A 26,057-nucleotide genomic window follows, 5' to 3' on the forward strand; every position below is an offset into this window, starting at 1 on the left:
GATCTTAATCAGTTAGCTATTTTAGCTTTGACATCCGACGGGTACTGAAAACCCTTACTCAGTCCATAGCGGACTGTTCTAAACTCTACATGATTAGTCCCTGGATGATAGAGAGTATAAATTGCCTCCCCTGGCTGTTTGCCAACATTACCCACCCCGACAACTTGACGCGCCGAGATTTGCACAGTTTGGGGAGAAGCGGGACTATCTAGAGTTGTGACTCCCGTGGTAATTGACCCTGCTTGTAGCTGATATTGAAAAGCCAAACCAGAACGACCACAAAACAAATTATTGGCTTGCATTCGTGACAAGCGGTCTAGGATTTGAATTGGGGAAGTGTTTGGGGTAAGTTCCTCGTCAACTGCTACCGTTGTACCGTGAATTAACAAAGAATCCAGTTCAAAGAAACCAAAGTCTAAGGTCATTAACCATTGTGCCATAGGACGGGAAACGCATTCCCAGAGCAATTTAACTGTTTCTCCCCCATATTTCCCCATCAATTGTGTAGGTTCCCCACTTCCTCCCAGTCCATGCAGAATCAAACATTGTTCTTCCCACCAACCTTTACAAATCAGTGGTTCTGGTTCTCCGCGCCGGGGTTCAGCACCCGTTTGATTAACTGTTCAGTTTCGCGCCTGGCCCCCACTAAATCACCTAAAATATACAACGCTTCGACATTAGCTTGACGCTTAATATCAGCCATTACGGCCTCATAGGCCACCAAATTACCTTCAATTCCGCTTAAAATTGCCCACTTAGTCATACAAATTTTGGATTTTAGATTTCAACGAGTACAAACATGAGTCGGGTCATCAGCCCTTTCCGCAAATTCCAACCCCCGGGCTAAACGCCAAGCAAATATTTTTGGTAAACCCTTTTCAATAATTGCAGCACAGGTTTTCTGATAGTCATAAGGTACTTCCCGCAAACTCACATCTTGTGTATTTGTGTCGTAAATTACATAAGTTGCATTGGGGCGACCATGTCGCGGTTCCCCTACAGAACCAACATTAATAATCCTTTTCAAAGAGGTGGTAAAGCTGATTTTTTTCGCTTTTTTTTCCTGTCCTTGGACACGAATTTGTAAACTACTTGCATCTAAATCACGGACATAAGGTACATGGGTATGTCCACAAAAAAGTACATCAGCATCTGTGGACATTACTCGCTCTAAGGCGGAAAACGCGTCAAGTTCTGGTAACAGGTACTCGTGGTTACTGTGGGGGCTACCATGAACGAAAGCTAAATTTTCCTCACGTAAACTGTGGGGTAATTGGGCGAAAAATTGCCGGTGTTCTGGATGTATTTCTTTGTTTGTCCACTCGTGAGCAATTTTTCCCCGTTTCTCAGCTAATAAGGAAGGATAACTACAATCACAAGCATTCAAGCCTTCTACTATGTCTTCATCCCAACAGCCGACGCAGGTGGGAATATCTAGAGAACGAATTTGTGTAACTACCCCGTTGGGATCAGGCCCATATCCGACTAAATCGCCTAAACAAAATATCTTATCAGCTTTTTGCTGGTCTATGTCTAATAAGACGCTATCTAAGGCTTGAGAATTGCCATGAATACATGACATAACGGCTATTTTCACTGTATACTCTCCTCAACTAGTATCTGTTTTACTTGTTCTTGGTATTGTGCGATCGCTGCGTCTGACAAATAGCAATCTTGTAATGTTTCTCTCATGGCGGGATCGTCCAAGTTTTGTCCCCAAATTTCTAAGCCACTAAATCGCCGCGGCCTACCTTCTAAGTGGCGTGGTAAGTCTAATTCTAAAAAATCTGTTATCCCTACACCCGCCACAAAATCCGCGTATAGCGCTCTACCATCAGCAACGTCAAAAATTCCCTTAGCACGGCTGACTTTACCATAAGCACCCTGAGATAGTTCATACCAAAACTCATTCAAGCTATCCTCGTCGATAATTTCACCATTGGTAGGCGATCGCCAAATCTGATTTTCGGCAATACTGGTTTCAACATCTAGCCCTTTGACAATTTTTTCTCCCCAGATGTGATATTCCGAATCTTTCAGGTGTGATGGTAAGATTGCTACAGACTGGTATGGTACATTGCCGATAATTTGGTTAATTGCTCCTAGTTCTAAGTAAAATCCTATTTCTATATAAATCTTCTGTGCGCCTGCTAGCTGGTTGAGAAATTCTACTTCTTGTCCATCAGTAAAAACTTTCACCTCTGGAAATTCAGCACTTAGGCGTACTTGGTCAATGGGGACATTCCCACTTCCAGGACTAAAATAAATGGCGTTTTCAGCACAAAGTGTATTACCTAGCTGTTGACAAATCCAAGTAGTTTTGCCACAACCAGCCGGGCCAGCAACAACGGTAATCATTGGTATACTCATAATTAAATGATAATCATTTTCATAGCACTTGTCACCTAAATACCCCTGACTGGCAACGGAAATGCCAAAATAGACTTAGGTGTTTCAGGAGGACTGATGTGTCTGGTAGTCAAATTGGTATTTTAATTGACCTTATAACCGGAACTATGGAAGTTTACCGTAAAAATTCTCTACAATTGCCTTATTAAAGTATTTCTCTAAACATGACTAATCAAGCTCCTATTCCAGTTATTGTAAACGGTGCGGCGGGCAAAATGGGCCGCGAAGTCATTAAGGCAGTGGCACAAGCGCCAGACTTAAACTTAGTGGCTGCAATTGACACCAGTCCAGAACATCAAGACCAAGATGCTGGAGAATTGGTAGGTTTAAGCGAACCTTTGGAAGTCCCCATTACCAACCAATTAGAAGCCATGCTAGGTTATGTAGCTGGTGATAGACAATCTCCTCCAGGGGTGATGGTAGACTTTACCCATCCTGATGGAGTGTATGACAATATTCGCAGTGCGATCGCCTATGGTATTCGTCCAGTGGTTGGTACTACTGGCTTAAGTCCAGAACAAATCAACGACTTAGCCGACTTTGCCGAAAAGGCTAGTACTGGTTGTCTGATTATTCCTAACTTTTCCATTGGCATGGTATTGTTACAACAAGCCGCAGTCACAGCTTCCCAATATTTCGACCATGTAGAAATTATTGAACTCCACCATAACCAAAAAGCTGATGCTCCCAGTGGTACCGCAATTCAAACAGCACAGTTACTAGGAGAAATCGGTAAACCTTTTAACAGTGCTATTGTAGAAGAGACGGAAAAATTACCGGGGGCTAGAGGTAGTTTAGCCCAAGAAGGAATTAGAATTCATAGTGTACGTCTGCCGGGACTCATAGCCCATCAAGAAGTGATTTTTGGCGCACCTGGTCAAATTTATACATTAAGACATGATACAAGCGATCGCTCCTGTTATATGCCAGGAGTGCTGTTAGCAATTCGCAAAGTCTCCCAGCTAAAGTCGTTAGTGTATGGATTAGAAAAAATCCTCTAACCTTCAAACTCAGCAATTATGTTAGTCCCACTGACTCGGAAAAAATTTGAACAACTCATCCCCCTGATTGCTACCGGCTCTCAGTACCAGTACTACGCGGGTAAATTTGCCAATTTTTTGCAGCGACTGTTAATTTCTGTCATAGCCATGGCTCTAATTCTCCTAGGGGAAGTCCTGTTAAGGCTAGAATTTGGCCCCATTACATTTTTAGTTGGGGTAATGGGTGCTTTTTTTTGGCTGTGGTATCCAGTATTTCAGGCCAGTATCCGCAATGCAAAATGCCGCCGTTATAAGTACAGCGGCTTTTTTCGGGGTCGAATCATCGATTGGTGGATTACAGACCAATTGATGGGTAAACAAGAAACCGTAAACAATAAAGGTGAATTAGTAATTGTTGAAAATCGAGAAAAAAGAATTAACCTAGAAATCGGTGATAATACAGGATTTGCCGTAGAGTTACAAGCGCCACTGCGGAATGCACACAAAGTTATTGCTCGTGGTCAAATCGCCGAAATGATTGTCATGTCCAACAGTTCTGATTTGAGCAGTATTCAAGAGTTCAGCGATGTATACATTCCCAGTCATGACTTGTGGGTGAATGACTATCCTTATGTCCGCAGGGATTTCTTTAATGAAGTCAGTCGCCGTTTGCGCAAGAAACAACCAGAAACACCACGACGCCGTCGCCCAAGAGTAGAACCTTAAGTGCTGAGTATTTTGATTTTTACTCAGCACCCATAAATTTACGACTCAGCATTAGAAGAGCGAGTGAAACCAGGAGACAGGTAAGCCACTAAAGCCCCAATGAGAAAACCAGAAATATTACGAACTAAAGGTAACCAATCGCTCGTCCGAGTCACTACTGGTCCAATACCAAAGGCAATAAACAAAATTCCCCACAAAGGTGAAAAAATTAAAGCCCATTGCCAAGCAATAATCTGTCCTTTTTTTTGGGGGTGAGCTGCAAATCCACAAACTATCCCCCCCACCACAGAGGTAATCAGTGTCAGTATCCATTGTTCTCTAGGTAGTCCAGGAACCACCGAGCAACCACCCTTAACTAAACAGCCCTTAACTGAATTTAAGGCTTGTAAAATGGCTTGGTCTTCGCCTTCTTCTCGCACAAAATACAAGTTTCCAAAGCGCGTTTGCAATTCTATCCAAAAAGTCCGCGGTAGAAGTTCATAAACCTTATCCCCCACGCTAAAGCTGAGAATGTTACCGCCACGAGAATCAGCAACTAGCAAAATACTTTTATCATCCAAATTCCAATAATTAATTACTGCGCGACCAGGGGTGCGGTCATACTGGGTTAATACTCGCAATTTCCACCCTGTTTCACCTTCAAATTTTTCTAAATCTGTCACCAGTTCTGCTTCTTGGATATCTGTGAGAGATTTAGCTAAATCTATAACTGGAGTTTGGTAGTTGGGTAATAAGTCAGGATTATCATAAGCTAGCGCCGGAGGCGAGTGCATCACCCACATAGACCCAGCTAGTAAAAATGCAGCAATACATACCAGAGTTCTTCGCCAAAAACAAGACTGCATGGACGTTCTTATACAAATATACACAGTAGAAGTGAACAAGTTGTTTTAAAAGAGTATGGGAAAACTAATACTTCTTTACACTTGTTTACTTTACTCTAATCTAAGGTATTTAAGCAAAGCTCAGTTTTGAAAATGGAAATTAGAGACTGGGGGCTGGGATTGAGAAGTTCCTTTTCCCCCCTACTCCCTAGTCTCTATGCTTGAGGGCTTCACGTTGTCTCAAGGTTTGCGGTGCTTGTTCAGTAATTGCTAGTCGTTCAACTCGTCTGGTTGGTTTTGGGCGTGTAAAACTCTTCCAAGCAGTTTTCACACCTACAACCAGGCTACGAGTGCCAATTTGCACATTTTTCACCTGTTTTCTAGCAATGTCGAGGCTTTGGTCAACTTGCTTCACAACTTTACCCGCGCTTTGTACACCTTCGCCGATATCGCCGGTTAAATCTGTGAGTTCCATACCAGTTTTGCGGATGGCAATTAAGGTAGGTGGTAACTCCCGTGAGAGAGTATCAAACAACTTTTCTGCACTACGCGCAGCACGTGCTAACTCCTGCAACGCCGGTATGGCCGCTACTAAAACAGCAGTCAAACTGGTGGCGACTAATAATAAAGACAGTCCCAACCAAAATAAGGGATCAATCACGGTGATGCCATATATAAGCTTTACAATTGCGGGAAAACAGAATGTTAGTCTTTTTGAGCTTGTTGCTGCTTCAGGATTTGGCTTTCGCGTTGACTCGCATCTACACCAGCCGCGATCGCCTCTTGTAGTTTCTCCAGGGTATCATCCCAATTTCTCATGGCGCTGGCAGAAAGACGATCTGCTTGGATTTGTACACTTGTTGATAAATCTTCTGCTAAGTCTGGGATAGCATTAGCAGATTTTTGCAAAATTTTCCGGGTTTCACGCCCTGTGCGCGGGGCTACTAGCAACCCAGTTAAAGCCCCAATAGTAGCTCCGAGCATGAAACCGCCAATAAATAGTCCAGAACGGTTATCAGACATCTGATTATTTCTCTCCTTCTTAGCTGTGATTTTTACCGTGGTCAGTTCAAAGGATTTTATCTAATTTATTGAACCTGACAGGATATCAGTGGAAAATCTTGGTTTTGTTGCTTAATCTTAACCCTATGCCGCCAAAAGAACGACCCCAGAATCCCTTTAATAACAATAACAGACTGATAATTTGACGTACCTGTTGAATTTGTAACTGTAGCTTTTGGTTTCTCTGGCGCAGGCTATAAATTTTTTGCTGGGTGATATCAATATTTTCAGGTGCTTGATACAGTAATGCATGAGTATTTTGTTCATAGGCGTTCAGTTGATCAGCTATGCTCTCTATCCACTGCTTTAGTTTCCACACTCGCCAAGCTATGTAGAGTAGTAACAGTGACATAAGAGTGTTAATTAAGACAACTATCTTTACCATCCTGCTCTGATTTTCTCCTGACTTCATCATAGCCTCAGACCATCAGTATCAATCAGTTGCACAAGGCTTTCTAGCTACAAATCCCAGAGAAAATTTTCTCAGTTGCCAGATTTGGCTGATCAAGCTACTGTGGAGAGCTGCTATTGCTTCTTAGGATCTTCAGATAACGGGAAATATGATTGAGGTTGGTTCATTGGTGCAGTCCCAACAAAACTATTTGGGAGTAGGAAAAGTGACTGAGATATCTCAACCTAATGTGATGGTTGAGTATTTCTGCTCAGGAGGTCAACGCCTCCAAAAAACTTTACCTTTAGATTCTCTATCTCAAGTTAGGCTTCAGCCTCAAACTCGATGCTACATTAGCTTACCAACCCAGGATACATGGTTAATTGGCCGAATTTGTAACTGGGATGAAGATACAGAAATGTATCAAATTGATTTACCCGACAAGAAAACTACAATTGCCACGGAACAAGAAATTTATGTCCGTTGTAATATCCCCATTACAGACCCTATTGAAACTCTGGCAATGAAAGGGACATGAAACACCCTACTTTCATGACAGAAGATTAACTTTTGTTAAATCTTTGATTCAGCAACGGGCTGTTAGCCATGGAATGAGAGGGCTGATTTCAGCCAACATTGAACTTTATCCCCACCAAGTCGAAGTTGTTCGCCGGGTACTGGAAGACCCAATTCAACGCTATTTACTCGCAGATGAGGTGGGACTCGGAAAAACTATCGAAGCCGGTGCTATTCTCCGTCAATTTCTTCTGGATGAACCAAAAAAAGGTGCAGTGGTACTGGTTCCCCAATATTTGCTCCCACAATGGCAGACTGAGTTAGAACATAAATTTTACATCTCTCATTTTGGCAAACGGGTGGTGGTGCTGGCGGTTGAAGATATCCATAGAATCAACCAGAAAGCCAATATCGGCTGCTTAATTCTCGATGAAGCCCACCATATTGCAGCTATGGCTACTTCTAGGGATGCAGCCATGCGTCAGCGTTTTGAGTCTTGTAAAAATCTGGCTCATAAAAGCGATCGCTTGCTGTTATTATCTGCTACTCCTGTGCTTAACCACGAGCAGAATTTTCTCGCCATGCTGCACCTGCTTGACCCAATTACCTATAAACTCAATGATTTACCAGGTTTTCGCGCCAGGGTACAAAATTGTCGGGAAATTGGTAGAGTTCTCCTCGGCTTGACAGGAGGTGCAAATAATGTCGATGTTCTCACAACTCACCTCCATGAACTACGAAATCTGTTGGCTGAGGATGAGTATGTCATCAACCTTTTAAACAATTTAGAAAATTGCTTAAAAGCTCAATCTGCTCAGAAAGATGAAATTATCCGAGCTATTCGTACCCACGTTAGCGAAACCTATCGGCTGCATCGTCGTATACTTCGTAATCGTCGCGCTGCGGTGGAAGATGTCATATTTGATCGGGATGTGACACCAAAAGAAGAATATGATTTAGACGAGCGATCCCTTGATATTCACCAACTGATGGAACAATGGCGTACCGTCGCCCCTCACGAGCAGCAATATCAACGAATTTTTCTATTGTTATTCCTAGCTTCTGGTACTTGGTTAGGGATTTTAGAACAGGTAGTTACCACACGCCTAACAGGTAAAACCCCACCTCAACTTATCCCAGAGTTTCCAGAAAATGATCTTCGCATCTTAACTACAACCCCTAAATTCCCAGGCGAAGAAGAAATTTTACAATCCTGTTTAAAAATTCTGCGTCAACCTCTAGATGAAGGAGAACGCACAGAAAATTTAAACACCGTGCTACTCAATCAGCTAGCTACACACTTCAAAATCCCCAGCAGTGTTCGCAGAAACAAGGCAGAATTAATCACCAGGATACAGCACAGAATTCGCCGCCCCATGCCTGGGGATGTTTTACCAAAAATCGTTGTATTTACCAGTTTTGTACAATCCTGCCGACAAATTGTCCAACGTTTATCTCATAGCTTTGGTGCACAAACAGTCGCCAGCTATCAATTTGGTGAACCACGAGAAAAAGTTGCCCAAAATTTAACTCGATTCCAGAATAACCCCGACTGTTTTATTTTAGTGTGCGATCGCTCTGGGGAAGAAGGACTCAACCTGCAATTTGCCGACTGCTTCATTCACTTTGACCTGCCTTGGTCACCTAATCAATTAGAGCAAAGAATTGGCAGATTTGACCGCATTGGCAGCAAAATTGGAGTTCAATCTTTTGCATTGATTGGGCCATACTTGGAAGAAAGTCAACACAATGCTTGGTATCAACTTCTGAAAAATGGGTTTGGTGTTTTTGGTCAATCAATAGCCAGTCTACAATTTTACGTAGATGAGAAACTCCCAGAATTAGAAACAGCTTTGTTCAAATCAAGTGCTGCGGGATTATTAGCCGTGATTGACCAGATTCAGCAACAAATCACCGCCGAAACCTTGAAAATTAGCGAGCAGACTGCTCTCGATGAAATTGATATTCTCGATGAAAATACTTGCAAGTATTTTCAAGACCTAGATGATTACGATGCTAATCATCTAGGGATTAAACAAGCAATTGAAGGCTGGATGTGTGATGCATTAGGATTCAAGTTAGTTAATAATCCCAATTCCGCAGAAATTAAGCGTTATCAACCGACAACTCGCACTTTGGTGTCTCTAGACGAGTTGAAAACTTACTTCGCTAATCATAATACAGAACAATTTGGTAGTTACAATCGCCGGGTAGCCAACCAGAATTCAGGTATTAAACTATTTCGGACGGGGGAAGGATTAGTAGAAGCACTCGTCAGCTATATAAACTGGGATGATAGAGGTAAAGCCTTTGCTCTATGGCGCACGGATGAATCTTGGAATGCTACAGCAGGTAAGGAATGGTTTGGCTTCCGATGTAATTATGTAGTCGAAGCAAATTTAGAAGCTGTCAAGCAGGTTTTAACAACCAACAAACTCGATAATTACCAATACGAAACTTTGAAACGGCGTGTTGATGCTTTATTTCCCCCATTGTTAGAAACTATCTTTATAGATGGTCGCAATCATTCCATCAGTATGGTTGAAGATCAATCACTCTTAAATATCCTACAACGACCTTACAAAGATAGGAAAAATGATCAATATCGGGATTATAATTTGGCAAAAGAACGCTTAGGAGTGATTGATACTTTTGTCGAGCCTAGCCAGTGGAAGGATTTTTGTTATGAAGCGCGTCATCGTTCTCGAGAATTATTGCTACAGCATCGTAAATTCATAAAATTATACCAACAATCTGCTCCAGTCGCCAAGCAGAAATTAAACAAAAAAGTACAGCAATTACAACTGCGACTAAATCGGCAAAACCAAGATTCAGCACTGGCCGAAGAATTAAAAATAGAAATGGCATTGAGTGCGGCCATTTTAGAGGGAATTCATCAGCCCCAGATTCGACTTGATTCTGTCGGTTTTATCATCGTATCTGGGCGAAATCCTCTATAAATCTCCCCAATATGCTCGAATTTAGCAGGTAAAAAAAGTAGGAACTGCTATAGTTGTGGTAGTCCTGGTTAAATATTCCAGACTCTAACACCCCGGTTGACCACCGGGGTTTTTGGTTTTTAAGAATCAACAAATGAACCCAAATACTTCGCAAATCTCTAAAAATCAAGTAGAATTGCACAAATTAGCTATATATGTCTTCCCACTTTCATCAGGGAGAAAAACATCTGTGTTTATCTGTAGAAATCTGTAGTCAATTAACTATTTCAGATACATCACCTAGAAGAGAACAGCTATAGTGGTTAATAATAAACTAATAGCCAGAAACTGGAGACAACAGCTATTCATCATAAATGGCATAATAAAAACACTGTTTGAGTAACTTTTTGTTAAATCTTTCCATCAAGGAATAATTAATCTTCATAAAGTTATAAATCCTTCTATTAAGTTTTTAATAATACTTGTCTCAGCTTGTATATTGAGCCGTAATCTGCGGACTAAATTGTGTAATCTAAGGAAAGCTAAGCTAATGATAAACTTGAGGTCTTAATGACTCCTAAAATTCTGCGTCAGCTTTGGTCTGTGGTAGAAAATTCTCAAACCAGGATCTTATTGCAGATGGACGATGCTAGCTTGGTGCAATGGCTGGTAAAACAAACTACAAAGCAAGCTTTATTAGATCCCCAAGAAGCCGATTACCTCAGTGATTACATCCAATCTCGGCTGAATCTGATACGGGATATTGCTTATGAGCGACAGTGTTAGAGTTGACATTCTCACAAATGACACAGTCAATAGTCCTAACTATTGACTGTGAACTGTTAACTATGAGTTTTTTTGCGGTAAATAACCTTCAACTAGGCAATCAGACCCGACTACCCGCCAACTAACCCTTTCTAAATTCAGAGCTGTGTTCATCATCGTCAAACCCAAGTCACCTACAGGTGTGGGGACATGACTACCACCAATGATTTTAGGAGCAATAAAAGCCAGAATCTTTTGTATCGCACCTTGAGCGATCGCACTGGCTGCCAAACTACCGCCACACTCCCATAAAACGCTACAAAAACCGCGGTCGTATAAATGGTTCATGACAAGGTGTGGGGTCAGGGATGCTAACTCTACAACCTCAACCCCTTTTTGGCGTAAGAAATGTTGGAAATCAGGCGAGCTTCCCGGCTCTGTCAACACCAAAGTTTTAGCGTCAGCAGTGTCCCACAGGTGGGCATCTTGAGGTAAGTTGATCTGACGACTCATCACCACCCGCAGGGGATTATGGGATCCTACTTGATGACTGGTTAAGTAAGGATTATCTTTTCGGACTGTATTGCCACCGACAATTATGGCATCACAACCTGCCCGTAGTTGATGAACTTGACTACGGGCATCTTGGTTTGTCACCCAAGCACTGTGACCAGAGCTAGTAGCAATTTTACCATCTAAAGTCATGGCATATTTCAAAATCCCTAAAGGTCGTTTATATAAAATGCGATGGATAAAAGCTTCATTTATCTGATAACAGGCTTCGGCTTCTACCCCGACAACTACCTGTACACCTGCAGCACGTAAACGAGCAATACCTCCTCCAGCAACCAAAGGATTGGGGTCAACTATACCCACAACTACTTTAGCCACACCAGCCGCGATTAAGGCCTCCGAACAAGGGGGAGTACGTCCGTAATGATTACAAGGTTCCAGATTAACGTAAACTGTGGCACCACGAGCGTGATTCTCTTGAGTTGAGTCCGCGCCAAAACCCGCCGCTTTCAAGGCAAAAACTTCTGCATGGGGCTGACCTGCTCCGGGATGAAATCCTTCCCCAACAATATTTCCATTTTTGACAACAACCGCCCCCACTAGAGGATTAGGTGAAGTCCGTCCCAAAGCACGGACAGCCAGTACCAAACACCGTTGCATCATAGCCCGGTCAAAGTCACTGCCTATTCTGGGTTTCTCTGGTGAATTCGATTGAACCGGCGAAAGCGCCAGTCCTGACTTCTCAGTTCGCAATATCAGCCCATTGTCCTGAGGATTAGGGGCTACAGATACAATAGGGTAGGTTTCACGCGAATTATCCATAATTTTGGGCGGTAATTTCAATATTTTGCACGCTAGCTGTTGTTACAAAGATGTAGGTTCAAAGCCCCTCGGCTTTAGCCAGGGGATGAAAACGACGATGCAGGCTTTAGCCCGCTTTCCCGCTGTCAAGTTTTAGACGATCTATCCATTCTTCAATTAAAGCGGTAATTGTTTTATCTTGTTGCACTGCATATAAAGCTAATTTATGCTTTCTACGTGCTGAGAGTCTAATTGTCAATACTTTTTCTTTCATCAGTGTATATACAATGTTATTGCATTTATGATATTAAAGTTCACTGATAAGATGGTTTAGTTGTACGGATAAATGTGGAATATAAATCCAATGAAATCACGGCAATTCCGGCATTATTTAGAGTTAATGGAGATAGCAGGGTCAATTATCAGCATTGAGTCCATGGGAACTCAAACGGAGATTGCCCACAAGATTATCTTTAAAAAAGCTTATCTTTTGGCACTCAAGGCTAATCATCCCACCTTATATCATCAAGTAAAACAATGGTTTGAAACGGCATTGGTACAAAATTTTCAGGGTGGAGAAGGGACATCATCGTACTGAAATTCGTTAAGTTTGGTCAATTGCTGTCTCAGCTTCTCAACGCTCTTAATTGTGAATCAACCTAAGAGGATGTTTGATAAGTCATGATTAGTGTATCAACTATTGTTTGACCCCACCCCCTTCCTTACAAGGGTAGGTTTTTAATATGATCTGTGAAAGGCAAGACTACCGAAGACAAGGAAGGAAAGTGGACAAGGAAGATTTTATACGGAGAATGGTCTTTTAATGGGCTATTTTTCTTACTAAGAATACAGACTTTGTACTGTTTTTCTCCGGTGGTCACCTTGTCCACCTTGTCCACCAAGTCTTGTCCTTGTAAGGGGAGGGGACTGAATTTTATTGTTTTTTGTGTGTTACCCAATCCTTCCCAATCCTTCCCAATCCTTCCTGTGTTCCCTGTTCCCTGTTCCCTGTTCCCTAATATAAAAATTACCTGTTTAACACTTTCCAAACATCCTCTAACTATTACCATCAAGAAACAAAAGGGAAAATGTGCCGAATGTGGGCTGAACTTTCATCCTGATGACCTTATTGAAATCCAGCATAAAAACAGAAATCACACGGATAACCGTCTGGATAATTTAACTGCTGTACACCTACACTGTCACGACCAGATACACGGTGGTATCGGCAAACTTTCAACTCAGTTTAGTCCCCATGACAAGAGTTAACTTGGGGAGGATCCGTGTGATTTTAAAACATCACGCACGGTTTTGAAGCCGAGCATGAGGGGTGAATCTCATGCTTAAATTAACCGATAAGTCAACCGAATTCGTGAAAAATCGGGCATTGCCCAAACTGGAATTTCTACCCCTGCTCTAATAACTTTATCTTCTGCCACCAAAGGTTTAATGGATAATAAAATACAGGTGCCCACAGACTACTGAGAATGGCAGAAGCCAGAGATACACGTTGATAATATGACCAAATATATTCCATTTTGCGTAGGCTTTGCCCGCCGTCGGCATTGTTCATCCAAGTTAACTCTAGTCCAAAGATAGTTTCCGCCACAACTGCCATCACAAAGACAATTAAAGCAATAGAAATAAAATCTTCTTGGATAAAACGGGGCTTTTGTAGCAAACTAGTCAACCCCCCCACACAACCCAGAGTAATCACATGGGTAGGGTGAGGTGAGGTCATAGCATCTTGAAGTAGTCCCAGCACTATACCAGCTAACATTCCTTCCCAGAATGATCGCTTGACACTCCAGGAAACCACCCAAATTAATAGCCAATTCGGCCCAATACCCAATAATTCCATACCCACAAACCGCGTTGGTAACATCAGCAGACAAAACAGCACAGACGCAACCGTTACTACCCAATTTAGCAGTTGAAGTGTAAAGGGATGGCAGTGAGCAAGAGGCTTATATAAAATTTTTAACTTTCGTTGTAGCGCTCTTGGCTTGTTATGCCTGCTACCGCTAAATGAAGGCATCTTTTTAACTCAATCTAACTCAAGTTTTGGTTGTCAATTCTGGCTTTGTTAGCTACGGGATGCCAAAGTCTAGCACCTAGCATATAATTCTGGGATTTAAACTAAATACCTAATCGTTCAGCTGTACGAACGGATAGACCGCTACCCAATCTAATGAAGCTATCGGCGGAAAAAGCTCAACTTTTGCCACTGATGCTACAGATTGCTGCAAATCTAGAGACTTAACTCGTCCTACTGGCACACCAGGCGGAAATTTCTGACTATAGGGAGATGTAGATACTAAATCACCTACCTGAACATTTGGCACTTTTTCATAAAACTCCAGCACCCCTTCCGCGGAAGAATCTCCCCGCAAAATCCCTTGAGATGAAGTGCGGTTAATTTTGACCCCCACTTGACTCTTCAGGTCGCTAATTAACAATACACGACTAGTATTAGGAGTTACAGTCTCTACCAAACCCACCAAGCCGCCATAAGTTTTGACAATAAAGCCTTCTCTAATGCCTGCATTGGAGCCGCGATTTAGGATCACCTGTTGCCACCAGTGGTCAGCACTACGTCCCACTACCCGCGCTGGAATGGGGCGTGATTTGAATGGCGACCTCTCAATATAACCTAATAGATTTTTTAGTTGTTCATTTTGACTTTCTAAATCAGCTATACGCGTTTCCAACTCCAACAAGCGGACTTGATTCAGACGTTCTTCTGAACTGGGTTTAGCCCGTAAATTTTCTAATGGACTGCCAAGTATTTGATACATTTCTAACAGCAAATAACCCTGGGTCTGTCTCAACATCCAAGCACTACTCACTACTAAACTTAGTAAACCGAGTTGTAGTAGTTTACTCTTCCACCAACGACGCACAGTAACCATCTATATATTATAAATTCCTAGCTAAATAGAAACTAAATATCTGATATTTCTGACTACATATGGCTCGAATGTCCACTCAGAACACGTTCTAGCTGTTTAAAGTTTTCTAACACACGACCTGTTCCTAGCACAACACAACAGAGAGGATCAGGGGCAATGTGGGTGACAATTCCTGTCTCATTGCTAATCAAGGTATCTATCCCTTTAAGCAAAGCACCACCACCAGCTAACATAATTCCTCTGTCAATAATGTCTGAGGCTAATTCTGGCGGCGTGCGTTCCAGTGTTCGCTTCACAGCTTCTATAATTACTGCTAGCGGTTCCAACATACATTCACGAATTTCTGCCCCTTTGACTGTGACAGTTCTGGGTAACCCAGAAAGCAAATGTAAGCCCCGGACTTCCATCATGGCATCATTATTATCATTAGTAGAGTAGGCGGAACCAATGCGGATTTTTATCTCTTCAGCAGTTCGTTCTCCGATTACCAAGTTATGAATTTTTTTTAGGTATACTATAATACATTCAGTCAGTTCGTCACCAGCGATACGCACTGATTCACTAATGACAGTACCCTGGAGACTGAGCACTGCAACTTCCGTTGTCCCGCCACCAATATCAATAATCATATTACCTGTTGCTTCGGCAACAGGTAGCCCCGCTCCTATTGCTGCAGCCATTGGCTCATCTATTAAATGCACCTCTCTTGCTCCAGCTTCGGCTGCTGCATCCATTACAGCCCGTCTTTCTACCCCTGTAATACCACTAGGTATACCAATGATGATTCGAGGCGAAATCAGAGAATGACCCTCATTTACACGCTGGATAAAGTTTTTTAACATCAGCTCCGCCATATCAAAATCAGCAATTACACCATCACGCAAAGGGCGGACTGCAATCATATTTTCAGGTGTACGTCCGATCATTTTTTTAGCTTCCTCTCCTACCGCACGTGCTACCTTTTCATTTTGATTCAGGGCAATTACTGAAGGTTCTTGGAGTACAATCCCTTTACCTGATACATAAACTAGGGTATTGGCTGTACCAAGGTCGATACCCATACCCCACGATGAGCGAAAGTTCTTAAAAAGCCCCACGCGTCTCTATGCCCCTTCTTTGCGATACTGATTTGCTAAAAACTGTTACAGTTAATCATCACCGATTCTATTATTTTTTTCACGCCGAGTCCAGCAAGCAAGCTAATTTCACTCATACTGTTTAGCTATGAGGTATTTAAATCTGAAATGCCTCTAAGTATCTGAGTAGTATAAATGCGATTATTTTTACATATTTATCATAACTTCAAAATTGGCTATGATCAAACTCAAAATATATCAGTAATTTTGTAACTAAAGGTTAGACTCATGAGCATTAACGTTGTCACCCTTGTTGGTCGTGTAGGTAGCGATCCAGATATTAAATATTTCGAGTCCGGTACGGTTAAGTGTAGATTAACATTAGCAGTTGATCGCAGAACCCGTAATAGCGATGAACCTGACTGGTTCACTTTAGAACTATGGGGGAAAACAGCAGAGGTGGCGGGTAATTACGTCCGCAAGGGCAAGCAAATTGCTGTTAAAGGTTCCTTGAGATTTAATAATTGGACAGATCGCCAAACCGGTGTCAACCGTTCTACACCATTTATCCACGTTGACCAACTAGATTTGTTAGGTTCTAAGCGGGATATAGAAGGCGGTATGGCAGATATGCCTTCAGAACAGTTCTAACTTGAGATGGGGAATAGGTAAAGATACTCACCTATTACCCATGCTTAATTAGTAACTAATTTGCAGTGTCACTGATGCTTCTACCTGCTGTTCAGCACCAATTACAGGGGTAGAAAAATCTGTATTAGCTAACTTGAAAACCTCAGCCCGCTCCAACATGGGAGGTGGGGGCGCAGTTGCACCATTAATCTGAATGCTTACCACTTCCTGAGACTGGAAACCTAGGGTACTCAAAACAGCATTAGCTTGTTCTTGAGCATTTTGGGTGGCTTGTCTGAGTGCTTGTTTTTGAGCTGAGGTGATCGCCTGGTCACTAGCAATAAAAGTGACACTATTAATTTGCGTTGCACCGACTTTTACAGCTTCATCTAAAAGCATACCGACGCCCTGTGTTGCCATAATAAACATCACAGTATTATTGGCAGTATATCCAGTAATTCGTTGTACATTATCGGTGTAACTATAAACTGGATTGAGGCGGATACCACTAGTTTGTAATTTTTCTACATTTCGGGTTTTGAGCAAAGCGACCACAGCTGATGCTCTGCGAGCCGCTTCCTGTTGCGCTGACTGTGCAGTTTCAGCCTGAACCTCCACAGACATACTGACTTGTGACAAAGTGGTGGGAATTGTTTCCACACCGCGACCGCTCACTGTCAGAGTTCGCAAAAATTTTTCCTTGTCTTGAGCCAAACCAGGTTCAATATAAATTATACAGCTTATTAAGAACAATGCCAGTGTTTTAGCACAATTAGCACCCGGAAACCAAGAAGCAGATAAAGCGGCTCCATACATAAAATTCGCACTCCTATGAACAGATTCTACAGATGCTGGGAACAAGACCGATATACTAGTTCGCAGTCAACTGTCCACTCTTAAGTCAACATTTCTGCTCTGAACTATGATCCACTCAGCATTTTATATTTTCTGACTTTGACACTGCCATACTCAGAATTAGGAGCGGTTACATTTTTGGAAACTCAAAAAAAATAATTATAAATTTTGGAGACTCTTGGATGGCATACTGGCTGCTGAAAACTGAACCGGAAAAATACTCCTACTTTAATTTAGAACAGGATGGTAATACAGTTTGGGATGGAGTTAACAATCCCCTAGCGCTCAAACATATACGGAATATGCTGATTGGCGACTTAGCCTTAATTTACCACACAGGCAAAGAAAGACAAATTATCGGTATAGCAGAGGTTGTCAGTCAGCCTTATGCCGATCCCACATTAAACGATCCCAAACGGGTAGTTGTAGATGTCAAGGCACTGAAAAAAGTCTCTGTACCTCTGCAACTGAGGCAGATCAAGCAAGATGCAGAATTTGAACATTTTGAGTTGCTGCGACTTCCTAGACTTTCAGTTATCCCAGTATCCGAATTTTACTGGCAACGCCTGATGTCATTGACTAAAGACACAAAATAATTTATGAGCAGATATTTTCCATTTATGTTAATTGCCATAAAGTAGTAAAACTCAAGAGAAGGATTTTTGCACAGCATAAGCAATTCTGGGAGCTTTTGCTGCGGGGTTAGTCTTAGAGGAAACTGATAAACGCAAGGAATTGCAAAAGCAAGTTATACCTATTGCCGATATCCTAGTAGCAATTTTCTTTGTGACTGTGGGGGCAAAAACAGACTTGGGGGTCTTAAACCCAGCTATTCCCAGTAATCGAGAAGGTTTAATTATGGCCATTTTCCTGATCACAGTAGCCATTATCGGTAAAGTAATTACAGGTTTCAGTGTGTTTGGTCAACCCCAAATAAATCGTTTAGCAATTGGTGTAGGAATGATTCCTCGGGGTGAGGTCGGTTTAGTCTTTGCTGGTGTCGGTGCTGCTAGCGGTGTTCTCTCTAAATCACTGGGGGCGGCAATTATCATGATGGTCATCCTGACGACCTTTTTCGCCCCCCCACTTTTACGGTTAGTATTTGCAGAAACAGATAATTTGCTAGCAGATACAGACAAACTGATTTTGGACAATGTGACTCGAACACCGGTAATTGTCGAAAAACCTCAATCGATCATGTCTACTGTCAATGATGGTAAGAGTCAGGAAAGCAAACCCGAATCTGGGGACAATTCATCAAAAACCTAAATGGGGTGTTGTGATACCCCTGAGGGACTAAAGAGTGGGGTCTAGGGTCTGGGAAAAAGTGTTTCTCATATCAAATCCCCAGTACCAGGTAACCAGTCCCCAATTACAGGAAACATAATCTCTAAATCCTCGTCTTTGGAGACTGTAAATTGTAGTTTTTGTCTCACTACTCCCGGCATTCAAAATCCTATGCTTCGCGAGTCTTAAACTGCTTTAAATGTTAATTTATATACTTGGTAACAAGTAGGATCAACGATTCCCAGTTTGGTAACAACAATTAAAACTAGTTGAAATTTACTGTGGCTGATTTGAGGTATGAACACGATTGGTGATGATATTAAAACCACTGTAGGGAGTTTCCAGAGAATGTCTCTACACCTAATTAATATGTTGGTTTCAGCAAGTCGGGAAAAGTTTTTAGCCATGACAAAACTGAATTGCAATCAAAAGGCTCAGTCAAGTGTTAACAACTAAGCATTGACAAAAAAGGTATGGTTAATTGTGGTGGTAATCTGGTTGCATCTAAAATAATTTGCCTCCTTGAATATTATATCCTAATAGGATGGCAAAGTTAGAGGTGATACTAGGAATTTGAGCCATTAATTGTGTCTTTATACGAGCACAAAAGTCACAGCACTAACAAAGATCAAGATTAGGTTGTAACAGTGTGACGATTAGCCAATATGTTGAGATATTGATGGCTCCCATAAACGCGAATCACAGGAGAAAGGATTGTGAAATTACACTGGTTACTACCCAGTACAGTAGGAAGTATCGTCTTACTATCGTCGCCGGCTGTAGCAGCAAAACTGGAATCTTGGCGTTTTGATGCCAATCAAAATCGTCTGGAGATTAACACGAACAGCCCTGTTCAACCCCAAGCACAACTGATATTCGATCCTACTCGTCTGGTCATTGATTTGCCCGGAACGACCTTCGGCCGACCACAGTCCACACAACAAGTCGGTGGTGCCATTCGTGTTGTCCGGGTGGGGCAGTTTGATCCACAAACAACGCGCCTAGTTGTTGAACTCAGTCCTGGGTATAGTCTAGACCCCCAGCAGGTGAAATTTGAAAGCGTTGGTGGCAGTCGCTGGCTGGTAAAATTACCAACCCCAACACCAGAGAAGACAGAATCTTCCGCCAGAAGTATGTATACTGTGGTCACTGTTGACTCTGATGGCGATACCAAGCCCGAGTTCTTGTCCCCGCGTGCCGAGTCCCTAGGAAAGCAAATTGCCAGTGCCATACCAGGGAAAATTCAAATTGAGAACTTACTGGTAACAGGAGATGGGTTGTTTGTGCGGACAAACGGCGGCAGTCCTGAAGTCAAAATCAATCGGAGCCGCGATCGCAATACCATTTTTATGGATATCGCCGACGCCAGTTTGTCACCCAGTCTGACACAACTAAATTACGAAGTTAACAAACATGGTATTAGTCGGCTCGAATTAGCTCCGTTAAACAGCCAAGCACCTGGTGTCCGCATGACCTTGCGGGTAGACAAAGATAGCCCCGATTGGCGCTCAATTAGTAGTAGCGCCAAGGGTTTAGTTCTTTTGCCCTCTCGTGTTGTCGGATTACCGGCTAATAATAATTCCCACAACTCGCGCAATACTACGGCTGAGGTTAGCCGCAGTCATCAGACAGGAACCGCGGTAATAGCCAACAGGCCAGTTGCCAATAATGTAAATCTGACTGTAACTACAGCAGCGCCAGCAACAATTCAGGCTATAGAACTGGGTAATAATGATACGCAGTTACTGATTAGATCAGATAAAACAGTCAACGCCAATAGTCGATGGGATAGATCCTCTGGTTTGTTCCGAATCACTATTCCCAATGCTCAGTTAGCTGCCAACGTCACAGGGCCAAATTTTAGTGCTAATAGTCCCATCCTCCGGGTACGCCTGCAAGCTGAAGACAATTCAGTGGTGATATTGGTACAACCTGCAGCGGGAGTACACATTGGGGAACTAAATCAAGTCGGCAACCAGCTTTTTTCTCTGCAATTACACGGTTCTCGTCCCGGTACGGTGGTTTCACCCCCTGTGGCATTATCACCCCTACCACTACCCACCCAAGGGCAACTACCCACTGCAACTTCTGCGCCCCAACCCACACGCCAGCCTACGCCAACTCCAGCACGGAAAACCAGATCTGTCGTGATGATTGACCCCGGACACGGTGGTAGAGACCCAGGAGCAATTGGTGTTGGCGGACTGCGCGAAAGCGATGTAGTTTTGCCCATTAGCAAAAGGGTAGCAGCGATTTTGGAGCAAAATGGCGTCCAAGCAGTACTAACTCGTGATTCTGACTATTTTGTCAGCCTACAAGGACGAGTGGATTTGGCACAACGAGCTAATGCTGATTTATTTGTCAGTATCCATGCCAATGCCATCAGTATGAGTCGTCCAGATGTCAATGGCTTGGAAACATATTATCACGACAGTGGTCAGGGTCTCGCTCGCTCGATTCATAACAGCGTTATTCAAAATGTCACTATCAGAGATAGACAGGTGCGGCGAGCTAGATTTTATGTCCTCAGAAGAAACACCATGCCCTCGGTTCTGGTAGAGGTGGGTTTTGTCACAGGTGCGGAGGATGCTGCTAGACTCAGGACCACAGCTTACCAAAATCAAATGGCGGATGCGATCGCTCGTGGTATTCTCCAACATCTACAACGGAGATAAGTGAAGTACCCCACCCCGCGGCGGATGGGGCTTCGTGTGTCATTGAGGGATACCACGTTAGGTACAGTTATACCTGAGAGGCTGTCTTGCCTAGCCATAGCTGGAAGCCATTACGAATTACAAATTTTCTGCTACATTTGGTATTTTATAACCCCAACCGGAAATTAATATCTACCTGTGTATTCATCCTCCATCTTTGAAAATAATCCTGACCATTTTGCCCATCAAGAGCCTCAACGAGCCCCTATCGGGGTTTTTGACAGTGGTGTGGGTGGTCTGACAGTCCTGCAACAACTTTATCGGCACCTGCCCAATGAATCTATTATTTATTTTGGAGATACAGCTCGCTTGCCTTATGGCATTCGTTCACAAGCTGAAATTTTACAGTATGTGCGCCAAATCCTTAATTGGATGCAACAGCAACGTGTCAAAATGGTGATTATGGCTTGTAATACTAGTTCTGCCCTCGCTCTGGAAATAGTACGGAGGGAGTTTAGTCTGCCTATTCTAGGAGTTATCCTACCAGGAGCTAAGGCAGCAGTGCAGCAGGGGAAGCGTATTGGTGTAATTGCTACCCCTGCCACAGCCAAAAGTAATGCCTATCGCCATGCTATTCTGGAAATTGATGCCAATGTCCAAGTCTGGCAAGTTAGTTGCCCTGAGTTCGTGCCACTGATTGAACAAAATCGCATTCATGACCCTTATACTACTGAAGTGGCACGGTCATATTTACAGCCGTTAATACAGCAAGAAATTGATACCTTGGTTTACGGTTGTACCCATTATCCACATCTTGCACCGGTACTGCGATCGCTCCTCCCCTCTCAAGTCAAACTGGTGGACCCTGCTGTTCACGTTGTCGCCGCTTGTAGCCAAGAGTTAGAACTATTAGGATTAAGCAATACATACCCACCAGTAGCTACTCGCTTCTGGGTCAGTGGTTCTCCACCACAATTTGCTCAATCGAGTCTCCCCTGGTCTAGGCCATACTCCAACTGTTGAGCTTGTTGATTTCAATGACACATCAGTTTCCAATTTTAGCGGTCATTAATGATTGATGATTATTTTGACTTCATAATCACGCCTGGTAAAGCTAGCCTATTGACTATTTACCACCTCAGTCACCTGATGAGTTATTGACACATCTTGCTTGTCTTTTTGTGAGTTAGTGATGGCTAAATCTCTAGGAGGAGATTGTTTACCACTTCTCTTGGCCAGCGCTAATAATAAGTAAACTGTAAACAAATATCCCGCGGCTAAAATAAAAGTCAACATAGGCATCTTCCCGTAAATCATCTTTCTAGCAGCACCCCTATGAATGGAATATGTAATTTTTTAAGAAGAAATTCAACCAACCAAGGGGTTCCTTGATGGCTGTAGTTTGCTCTACTAAAATTTTCCGTAAAGTTATAACTATCTACGGTTAGCTAAATAACTATTGAAATTTGTTTTTTTGCAGACCACACACCACAACAGTTAAATTGCTCAACGGCAAAGCTAACTGCACTCCTCAGCAGTCTACTGAGTCTGCATTATGGGCGCACCTCTATGACCAGAGCAGCCTTAGCGTTCAGTAAACGCTAAGATATTGTAGCGAATAACCATAAGGATACCGCTAAACTCCAGATGGGGAGGCTAAATTGCTGCACGAACAAGAATAAAGAGAATTATTTCTTTATTCTTGGTTTACAGCGACCAATTATTTTAGATCCTCAGTACCACGGAGGTAAAAGTACTTAAAACTTGCTTACCTTTGGAAAATGAGTTCTGAAAAATTTAAAATCCATACATTTTAGCCTAACACAATGCTCCTGAGTTTTCACCCAAGATTGGGATAAAATTTGAAAATTTTTAGATATGTGATCAATAAATGGAGATTGTTAAACTTTTGTTGATCAACTATATGCGTATATATGTAATATATACAACTAGTTATACTTATGGGTAAAAATTAATTTCTGGCAAAAACAGCAATATCGTTCTTATGGAGTTTTTGCATAAAACACTACAGGTAGTGTGTCCTCAAGAATATACAGAAAATATCCAGTAAGATTTATTTTTGGACTTGAGAGGACTTAGGCAACAGATCTCAAAAAAAATTTGCTCTGATGCACAAAATATTTTTATGAGCAGGGAGCATGGCTATAGACAGTTTCCATAAGGGTTCTAGCCAACTTGTAGTTATTGCAAATCTGAGTTTTTTATCCAGAATAGAGAGTAAATAGGCAGGTATTCTCTCATCAAAACTTTGCGCCGGCACAGGGTTATCTTAAAATGAGTGTAGGATATGTAAACTTTCGTAACGTAAGCCAGAGTCCGCCCATCCATGACCTCAGCCACCTCCCTGTTTACCCCTGTGGAAGCAGACCTGCGACTACTAGCAGATAACCTCAAGCAGCTAGTTGGAAATCGCCACCCCATTCTATTTATGGCCGCCGAACATCTATTCGGAGCTGGGGGAAAGCGTATCAGACCAGCAATTGTTTTGCTGATATCGCGGGCCACAATGTTAGAAAAAGACATAACGCTGCGTCACCGCCGCCTAGCAGAAATAACGGAAATGATTCACACGGCAAGCTTAGTGCATGACGATGTGGTAGATGAATCACAAATGCGACGTGGTGTGCCTACTGTTCATAGTCTGTTCGGTAATCGCATTGCTGTCCTAGCAGGAGATTTTCTCTTTGCCCAATCGTCCTGGTATTTAGCAAACTTGGACAATTTGGAGGTGGTGAAACTACTCTCAGAAGTGATTATGGATCTGGCTACCGGCGAAATCCAGCAAGGAATAAATTGTTTTGATAATAGGATCTCAATAGAGACTTACCTCAAAAAGAGCTATTACAAAACAGCCTCGTTAATTGCCAACAGTTCCAAAGCAGCTGGGTTACTTAGTGAAGTTTCCCAAGAAACAGCCGAACATCTATATAACTACGGTCGTCATCTGGGTCTGGCATTTCAGATTGTGGATGACATTTTAGATTTCACTAGTACAACAGATACTCTGGGTAAACCTGCTGGTTCTGATCTCAAAAGTGGCAATCTTACTGCACCCGTTTTATTTGCTTTAGGGGAAAAACCATATCTGGAAGTCCTCATAGAACGGAAGTTTGACCAACAAGGAGATTTAGAGCAAGCACTGGATCTGATTCAAGATAGCCAAGGTATACAACAAGCTAGGGAATTAGCCTCTTACCATGCCAAGTTAGCAGTTGATCATCTTGAGGTACTACCACCTTCCGAGTCACGCCAGGCACTAATTAACATCGCTGACTATGTACTTAGTCGGCTTTATTAACAATAGGACTTACGCAACTGGCACAGGCGATCGCGAAGCTCTGCTTGCAGCAGCGCTTCGCGGTGGCTAAATGAAAGTACATTAGATATAAGTGATGTCAATGGCACAGGGGGATGCCTAGTGTAGTTGATAGTAGAAAGGTATGAATAAAACGAGATTCAGATAGCGATTCATGAGAAAATAGGTAGAGGGTGTAAGAGGATGTTTGATAAGTCATGATTAGTGTATCAACTATTGTTTGACCCCACCCTAACCCTCCCCTTGTAAGGGGAGGGGACTGGATTTTATTGTTTTTTGTGTGTTACCCAATCCTTCCCAATCCTTCCCAATCCTTCGGTGTGTTACCTGTTACCTGTTCCCTAATATAAAAATTACCTGTTTAACACTTTCCAAACATCCTCTAAGAGATAATGTTGGTGATGAGCATGAGATTTACAAAGCTTAATTACTGCCAATGCTGATTAAGGAGTCAAATTAATTACAGGATTACCAATTTAGCAGAGCATTTAGAGCAGATTAGCCATGATGCAATTAATTGTTATTTGAAGAGAGAAAAGCTAACACCTCTGTGACTATGGGAAAATGTGAAAGACATAATTGAGCGAGATACCAATGGTTACATAATTTTAATACAGCAACTCAAACGCCAAGTATTCCTATGTGCTTGGTGTAATTTAAATTGTCGCGTGGCGCGGTTACCCCCGCTCCCTATTTGTGCCAGTTGCGTAAGTCCTGAACAAATTTCAAATTTTTAATTTAAAAATTTTTATTTTTTTTGCAGTGGGGAGTAATTAGATGTATCTAATTACTCCCCACTGCAAAATTCATTTATGCAATATCGGGAGGGATTTGTTCACTCATTTCGTCTTGCTTCATCTGGTTTTGCAGGACATTTTGTAATTCTGAACGTTGGATTTCAACTGTATGATTGGTCTGACCAGGAGTTTCTAAAAATACTATACTATCTACGGGTTCTAGTGCTAGCAGTTGGAACAAAATATGGGTAACAGGAACAATTTTGGCCAGCATTTGAGGGTCAAGCCCAGCAGGTGAAATTAGGGAAACATCCTGTATGGTAGGGAAAGCGTAGATAACGCGCTTTTCCAGTCCTGGATGTGCACGATTGCTCAATGTAGTTAACACCCAGCGCTCTTCAGCATTTTGGAGAATATAGTACTGGGAATGGCGTAATTTCTTAGCGATCACAATCAATGCAGGAGCAATTGCTGAAACGAGATGTGGTGTTATGCCATCGCGGGGTGCATTATTAATCAGCAATTGAACTTGTGTTTTTAAATCCATAATGACTTGTAAACGGCTCGGTGGGTAATGGCAAAAGCATCTATCAAATTGTGAACTATCCCATCACAGTTGGGAACTCCGATAGCTACGGCTGGC

At 42.4% G+C, this 26,057-nt stretch carries 23 protein-coding genes and 4 pseudogenes; 12 read left to right on the top strand and 15 right to left on the bottom strand.

All coding sequences use genetic code 11. The annotated features are described in order from the left end of the window. Positions 1 to 8: 8 nt before the first annotated feature. The 3 genes and pseudogenes from AC6IZ0_RS01520 to AC6IZ0_RS01530 all read right to left on the bottom strand — a co-directional run bounded on the left by AC6IZ0_RS01520 (position 9) and on the right by AC6IZ0_RS01530 (position 2,370). Positions 9 to 763 (bottom strand): annotated as a pseudogene (locus AC6IZ0_RS01520) (metallophosphatase). Positions 764 to 784: 21 nt separating this feature from the next. Beyond that, positions 785 to 1,597 (bottom strand): metallophosphoesterase family protein, encoded by an 813-nt coding sequence (locus tag AC6IZ0_RS01525; RefSeq protein WP_497724810.1) that lies wholly within the window; start codon positions 1,595 to 1,597, stop codon positions 785 to 787. Beyond that, positions 1,594 to 2,370: a CobW C-terminal domain-containing protein gene (locus AC6IZ0_RS01530; RefSeq protein WP_271733491.1), complete on the bottom strand. Its 777-nt coding sequence runs from the start codon at positions 2,368 to 2,370 to the stop codon at positions 1,594 to 1,596. Before AC6IZ0_RS01530 ends, AC6IZ0_RS01525 begins: the two co-directional genes overlap by 4 nt. 203 nt (positions 2,371 to 2,573) lie before the next feature. Here AC6IZ0_RS01530 and dapB point away from each other — a divergent pair, with 203 nt between their 5' ends. After that, the gene (dapB, locus tag AC6IZ0_RS01535; RefSeq protein ID WP_271733492.1) at positions 2,574 to 3,410 is read left to right on the top strand and encodes a 4-hydroxy-tetrahydrodipicolinate reductase; all 837 of its coding nucleotides are present in this window, start codon (positions 2,574 to 2,576) and stop codon (positions 3,408 to 3,410) included. Between the two features lie 18 nt (positions 3,411 to 3,428). After that, entirely contained in the window at positions 3,429 to 4,115 is a 687-nt protein-coding gene (locus tag AC6IZ0_RS01540) for a DUF8619 family protein (protein WP_271733493.1), read from the top strand. A gap of 38 nt (positions 4,116 to 4,153) precedes the next feature. On the opposite strand, the gene AC6IZ0_RS01545 is transcribed toward AC6IZ0_RS01540, so the two are convergent. The 4 genes from AC6IZ0_RS01545 to AC6IZ0_RS01560 all read right to left on the bottom strand — a co-directional run bounded on the left by AC6IZ0_RS01545 (position 4,154) and on the right by AC6IZ0_RS01560 (position 6,386). Then, positions 4,154 to 4,960, bottom strand: a complete 807-nt coding sequence (locus AC6IZ0_RS01545; RefSeq protein ID WP_497724812.1) for a TPM domain-containing protein — start codon at positions 4,958 to 4,960, stop codon at positions 4,154 to 4,156. 187 nt (positions 4,961 to 5,147) lie between these two features. Next, positions 5,148 to 5,600 (bottom strand): hypothetical protein, encoded by a 453-nt coding sequence (locus AC6IZ0_RS01550; protein ID WP_271763743.1) that lies wholly within the window; start codon positions 5,598 to 5,600, stop codon positions 5,148 to 5,150. A 44-nt stretch (positions 5,601 to 5,644) separates the two neighbouring features. Continuing rightward, positions 5,645 to 5,962 carry a YtxH domain-containing protein gene (locus tag AC6IZ0_RS01555; protein ID WP_271733497.1) on the bottom strand — a complete coding sequence of 106 codons (318 nt, stop codon included), beginning with the start codon at positions 5,960 to 5,962 and terminating at the stop codon, positions 5,645 to 5,647. 85 nt (positions 5,963 to 6,047) lie between these two features. After that, on the bottom strand, positions 6,048 to 6,386 hold the full coding sequence (locus AC6IZ0_RS01560) for a hypothetical protein (RefSeq protein WP_271733498.1): 339 nt from the start codon (positions 6,384 to 6,386) through the stop codon (positions 6,048 to 6,050). 175 nt (positions 6,387 to 6,561) lie between these two features. Here AC6IZ0_RS01560 and AC6IZ0_RS01565 point away from each other — a divergent pair, with 175 nt between their 5' ends. The 3 genes from AC6IZ0_RS01565 (at position 6,562) to AC6IZ0_RS01575 (ending at position 10,633) form a co-directional block, all read left to right on the top strand. Next, a complete protein-coding gene (locus tag AC6IZ0_RS01565; RefSeq protein WP_497724813.1) occupies positions 6,562 to 6,930 on the top strand; it encodes a hypothetical protein in 369 nt (122 codons plus the stop codon). A gap of 43 nt (positions 6,931 to 6,973) precedes the next feature. Further along, the gene (gene dpdE / locus AC6IZ0_RS01570; protein ID WP_497724814.1) at positions 6,974 to 9,868 is read left to right on the top strand and encodes a protein DpdE; all 2,895 of its coding nucleotides are present in this window, start codon (positions 6,974 to 6,976) and stop codon (positions 9,866 to 9,868) included. Positions 9,869 to 10,417: 549 nt separating this feature from the next. Continuing rightward, on the top strand, positions 10,418 to 10,633 hold the full coding sequence (locus AC6IZ0_RS01575) for a hypothetical protein (RefSeq protein WP_271733501.1): 216 nt from the start codon (positions 10,418 to 10,420) through the stop codon (positions 10,631 to 10,633). Positions 10,634 to 10,693: 60 nt separating this feature from the next. Here AC6IZ0_RS01575 and ribD read toward each other — a convergent pair whose 3' ends face one another. Further along, positions 10,694 to 11,947 carry a bifunctional diaminohydroxyphosphoribosylaminopyrimidine deaminase/5-amino-6-(5-phosphoribosylamino)uracil reductase RibD gene (gene ribD, locus AC6IZ0_RS01580; RefSeq protein ID WP_497724815.1) on the bottom strand — a complete coding sequence of 418 codons (1,254 nt, stop codon included), beginning with the start codon at positions 11,945 to 11,947 and terminating at the stop codon, positions 10,694 to 10,696. Between the two features lie 106 nt (positions 11,948 to 12,053). After that, positions 12,054 to 12,200, bottom strand: a complete 147-nt coding sequence (locus tag AC6IZ0_RS01585) for a hypothetical protein (RefSeq protein ID WP_271733503.1) — start codon at positions 12,198 to 12,200, stop codon at positions 12,054 to 12,056. Positions 12,201 to 12,265: 65 nt separating this feature from the next. On the opposite strand from AC6IZ0_RS01585, the pseudogene AC6IZ0_RS01590 reads away from it, so the two are divergent. After that, positions 12,266 to 12,531 (top strand): annotated as a pseudogene (locus AC6IZ0_RS01590) (ISAs1 family transposase); the annotation flags it as partial. Between the two features lie 800 nt (positions 12,532 to 13,331). On the opposite strand, the gene mreD reads toward AC6IZ0_RS01590, so the two are convergent. The 3 genes from mreD to AC6IZ0_RS01605 all read right to left on the bottom strand — a co-directional run bounded on the left by mreD (position 13,332) and on the right by AC6IZ0_RS01605 (position 15,899). After that, positions 13,332 to 13,964 (bottom strand): rod shape-determining protein MreD, encoded by a 633-nt coding sequence (gene mreD, locus AC6IZ0_RS01595; RefSeq protein WP_271733614.1) that lies wholly within the window; start codon positions 13,962 to 13,964, stop codon positions 13,332 to 13,334. Between the two features lie 109 nt (positions 13,965 to 14,073). Next, positions 14,074 to 14,838 carry a rod shape-determining protein MreC gene (gene mreC, locus AC6IZ0_RS01600; RefSeq protein WP_497724816.1) on the bottom strand — a complete coding sequence of 255 codons (765 nt, stop codon included), beginning with the start codon at positions 14,836 to 14,838 and terminating at the stop codon, positions 14,074 to 14,076. Between the two features lie 53 nt (positions 14,839 to 14,891). After that, positions 14,892 to 15,899 (bottom strand): rod shape-determining protein, encoded by a 1,008-nt coding sequence (locus AC6IZ0_RS01605; RefSeq protein WP_497724817.1) that lies wholly within the window; start codon positions 15,897 to 15,899, stop codon positions 14,892 to 14,894. Positions 15,900 to 16,202: 303 nt separating this feature from the next. Between AC6IZ0_RS01605 and AC6IZ0_RS01610 the strand changes: the two genes are divergently transcribed. Then, a complete protein-coding gene (locus AC6IZ0_RS01610; protein ID WP_280793279.1) occupies positions 16,203 to 16,565 on the top strand; it encodes a single-stranded DNA-binding protein in 363 nt (120 codons plus the stop codon). 48 nt (positions 16,566 to 16,613) lie between these two features. Here AC6IZ0_RS01610 and AC6IZ0_RS01615 read toward each other — a convergent pair whose 3' ends face one another. Next, positions 16,614 to 17,360 carry an SIMPL domain-containing protein gene (locus AC6IZ0_RS01615; RefSeq protein ID WP_497724818.1) on the bottom strand — a complete coding sequence of 249 codons (747 nt, stop codon included), beginning with the start codon at positions 17,358 to 17,360 and terminating at the stop codon, positions 16,614 to 16,616. Between the two features lie 221 nt (positions 17,361 to 17,581). Here AC6IZ0_RS01615 and AC6IZ0_RS01620 point away from each other — a divergent pair, with 221 nt between their 5' ends. From AC6IZ0_RS01620 to murI, 4 genes and pseudogenes are all read left to right on the top strand, one after another. Further along, positions 17,582 to 17,995: an EVE domain-containing protein gene (locus tag AC6IZ0_RS01620; RefSeq protein WP_497724820.1), complete on the top strand. Its 414-nt coding sequence runs from the start codon at positions 17,582 to 17,584 to the stop codon at positions 17,993 to 17,995. Between the two features lie 79 nt (positions 17,996 to 18,074). Continuing rightward, a pseudogene (locus AC6IZ0_RS01625) lies at positions 18,075 to 18,668 on the top strand (cation:proton antiporter); the annotation flags it as partial. A 734-nt stretch (positions 18,669 to 19,402) separates the two neighbouring features. Then, a complete protein-coding gene (locus AC6IZ0_RS01630) occupies positions 19,403 to 21,361 on the top strand; it encodes an N-acetylmuramoyl-L-alanine amidase (RefSeq protein WP_497724822.1) in 1,959 nt (652 codons plus the stop codon). Between the two features lie 177 nt (positions 21,362 to 21,538). Beyond that, positions 21,539 to 22,412, top strand: a pseudogene (gene murI, locus AC6IZ0_RS01635) (glutamate racemase). Positions 22,413 to 22,459: 47 nt separating this feature from the next. On the opposite strand, the gene AC6IZ0_RS01640 reads toward murI, so the two are convergent. After that, positions 22,460 to 22,657 (bottom strand): hypothetical protein, encoded by a 198-nt coding sequence (locus tag AC6IZ0_RS01640; RefSeq protein WP_497724824.1) that lies wholly within the window; start codon positions 22,655 to 22,657, stop codon positions 22,460 to 22,462. A 1,030-nt stretch (positions 22,658 to 23,687) separates the two neighbouring features. On the opposite strand from AC6IZ0_RS01640, the gene sds reads away from it, so the two are divergent. Further along, complete coding sequence (sds, locus tag AC6IZ0_RS01645; RefSeq protein ID WP_497724825.1) at positions 23,688 to 24,659, top strand: solanesyl diphosphate synthase; 972 nt, start codon at positions 23,688 to 23,690, stop codon at positions 24,657 to 24,659. Between the two features lie 828 nt (positions 24,660 to 25,487). Here sds and AC6IZ0_RS01650 read toward each other — a convergent pair. After that, on the bottom strand, positions 25,488 to 25,961 hold the full coding sequence (locus AC6IZ0_RS01650) for a hypothetical protein (protein WP_271733720.1): 474 nt from the start codon (positions 25,959 to 25,961) through the stop codon (positions 25,488 to 25,490). Positions 25,962 to 26,057: the final 96 nt, after the last annotated feature.

This window comes from Anabaenopsis sp. NIES-4685, from assembly GCF_059725405.1.

What these genes read in the sequence shown, in the direction of transcription:
- AC6IZ0_RS01540 (WP_271733493.1), top strand. Translation starts at nt 3,429, where the DNA reads ATGTTAGTCCCACTGACTCGGAAAAAATTTGAACAACTCATCCCCCTG.
- AC6IZ0_RS01615 (WP_497724818.1), bottom strand. Translation starts at nt 17,360, where the DNA reads ATGTATGGAGCCGCTTTATCTGCTTCTTGGTTTCCGGGTGCTAATTGT.
- mreD (WP_271733614.1), bottom strand. Translation starts at nt 13,964, where the DNA reads ATGCCTTCATTTAGCGGTAGCAGGCATAACAAGCCAAGAGCGCTACAA.
- AC6IZ0_RS01585 (WP_271733503.1), bottom strand. Translation starts at nt 12,200, where the DNA reads ATGAAAGAAAAAGTATTGACAATTAGACTCTCAGCACGTAGAAAGCAT.
- sds (WP_497724825.1), top strand. Translation starts at nt 23,688, where the DNA reads ATGACCTCAGCCACCTCCCTGTTTACCCCTGTGGAAGCAGACCTGCGA.
- ribD (WP_497724815.1), bottom strand. Translation starts at nt 11,947, where the DNA reads ATGGATAATTCGCGTGAAACCTACCCTATTGTATCTGTAGCCCCTAAT.
- AC6IZ0_RS01560 (WP_271733498.1), bottom strand. Translation starts at nt 6,386, where the DNA reads ATGGTAAAGATAGTTGTCTTAATTAACACTCTTATGTCACTGTTACTA.
- dapB (WP_271733492.1), top strand. Translation starts at nt 2,574, where the DNA reads ATGACTAATCAAGCTCCTATTCCAGTTATTGTAAACGGTGCGGCGGGC.
- AC6IZ0_RS01605 (WP_497724817.1), bottom strand. Translation starts at nt 15,899, where the DNA reads ATGGGTATCGACCTTGGTACAGCCAATACCCTAGTTTATGTATCAGGT.
- AC6IZ0_RS01650 (WP_271733720.1), bottom strand. Translation starts at nt 25,961, where the DNA reads ATGGATTTAAAAACACAAGTTCAATTGCTGATTAATAATGCACCCCGC.
- AC6IZ0_RS01575 (WP_271733501.1), top strand. Translation starts at nt 10,418, where the DNA reads ATGACTCCTAAAATTCTGCGTCAGCTTTGGTCTGTGGTAGAAAATTCT.
- AC6IZ0_RS01545 (WP_497724812.1), bottom strand. Translation starts at nt 4,960, where the DNA reads ATGCAGTCTTGTTTTTGGCGAAGAACTCTGGTATGTATTGCTGCATTT.
- AC6IZ0_RS01530 (WP_271733491.1), bottom strand. Translation starts at nt 2,370, where the DNA reads ATGAGTATACCAATGATTACCGTTGTTGCTGGCCCGGCTGGTTGTGGC.
- AC6IZ0_RS01565 (WP_497724813.1), top strand. Translation starts at nt 6,562, where the DNA reads ATGATTGAGGTTGGTTCATTGGTGCAGTCCCAACAAAACTATTTGGGA.
- mreC (WP_497724816.1), bottom strand. Translation starts at nt 14,838, where the DNA reads ATGGTTACTGTGCGTCGTTGGTGGAAGAGTAAACTACTACAACTCGGT.
- AC6IZ0_RS01620 (WP_497724820.1), top strand. Translation starts at nt 17,582, where the DNA reads ATGGCATACTGGCTGCTGAAAACTGAACCGGAAAAATACTCCTACTTT.
- AC6IZ0_RS01640 (WP_497724824.1), bottom strand. Translation starts at nt 22,657, where the DNA reads ATGATTTACGGGAAGATGCCTATGTTGACTTTTATTTTAGCCGCGGGA.
- AC6IZ0_RS01610 (WP_280793279.1), top strand. Translation starts at nt 16,203, where the DNA reads ATGAGCATTAACGTTGTCACCCTTGTTGGTCGTGTAGGTAGCGATCCA.
- AC6IZ0_RS01555 (WP_271733497.1), bottom strand. Translation starts at nt 5,962, where the DNA reads ATGTCTGATAACCGTTCTGGACTATTTATTGGCGGTTTCATGCTCGGA.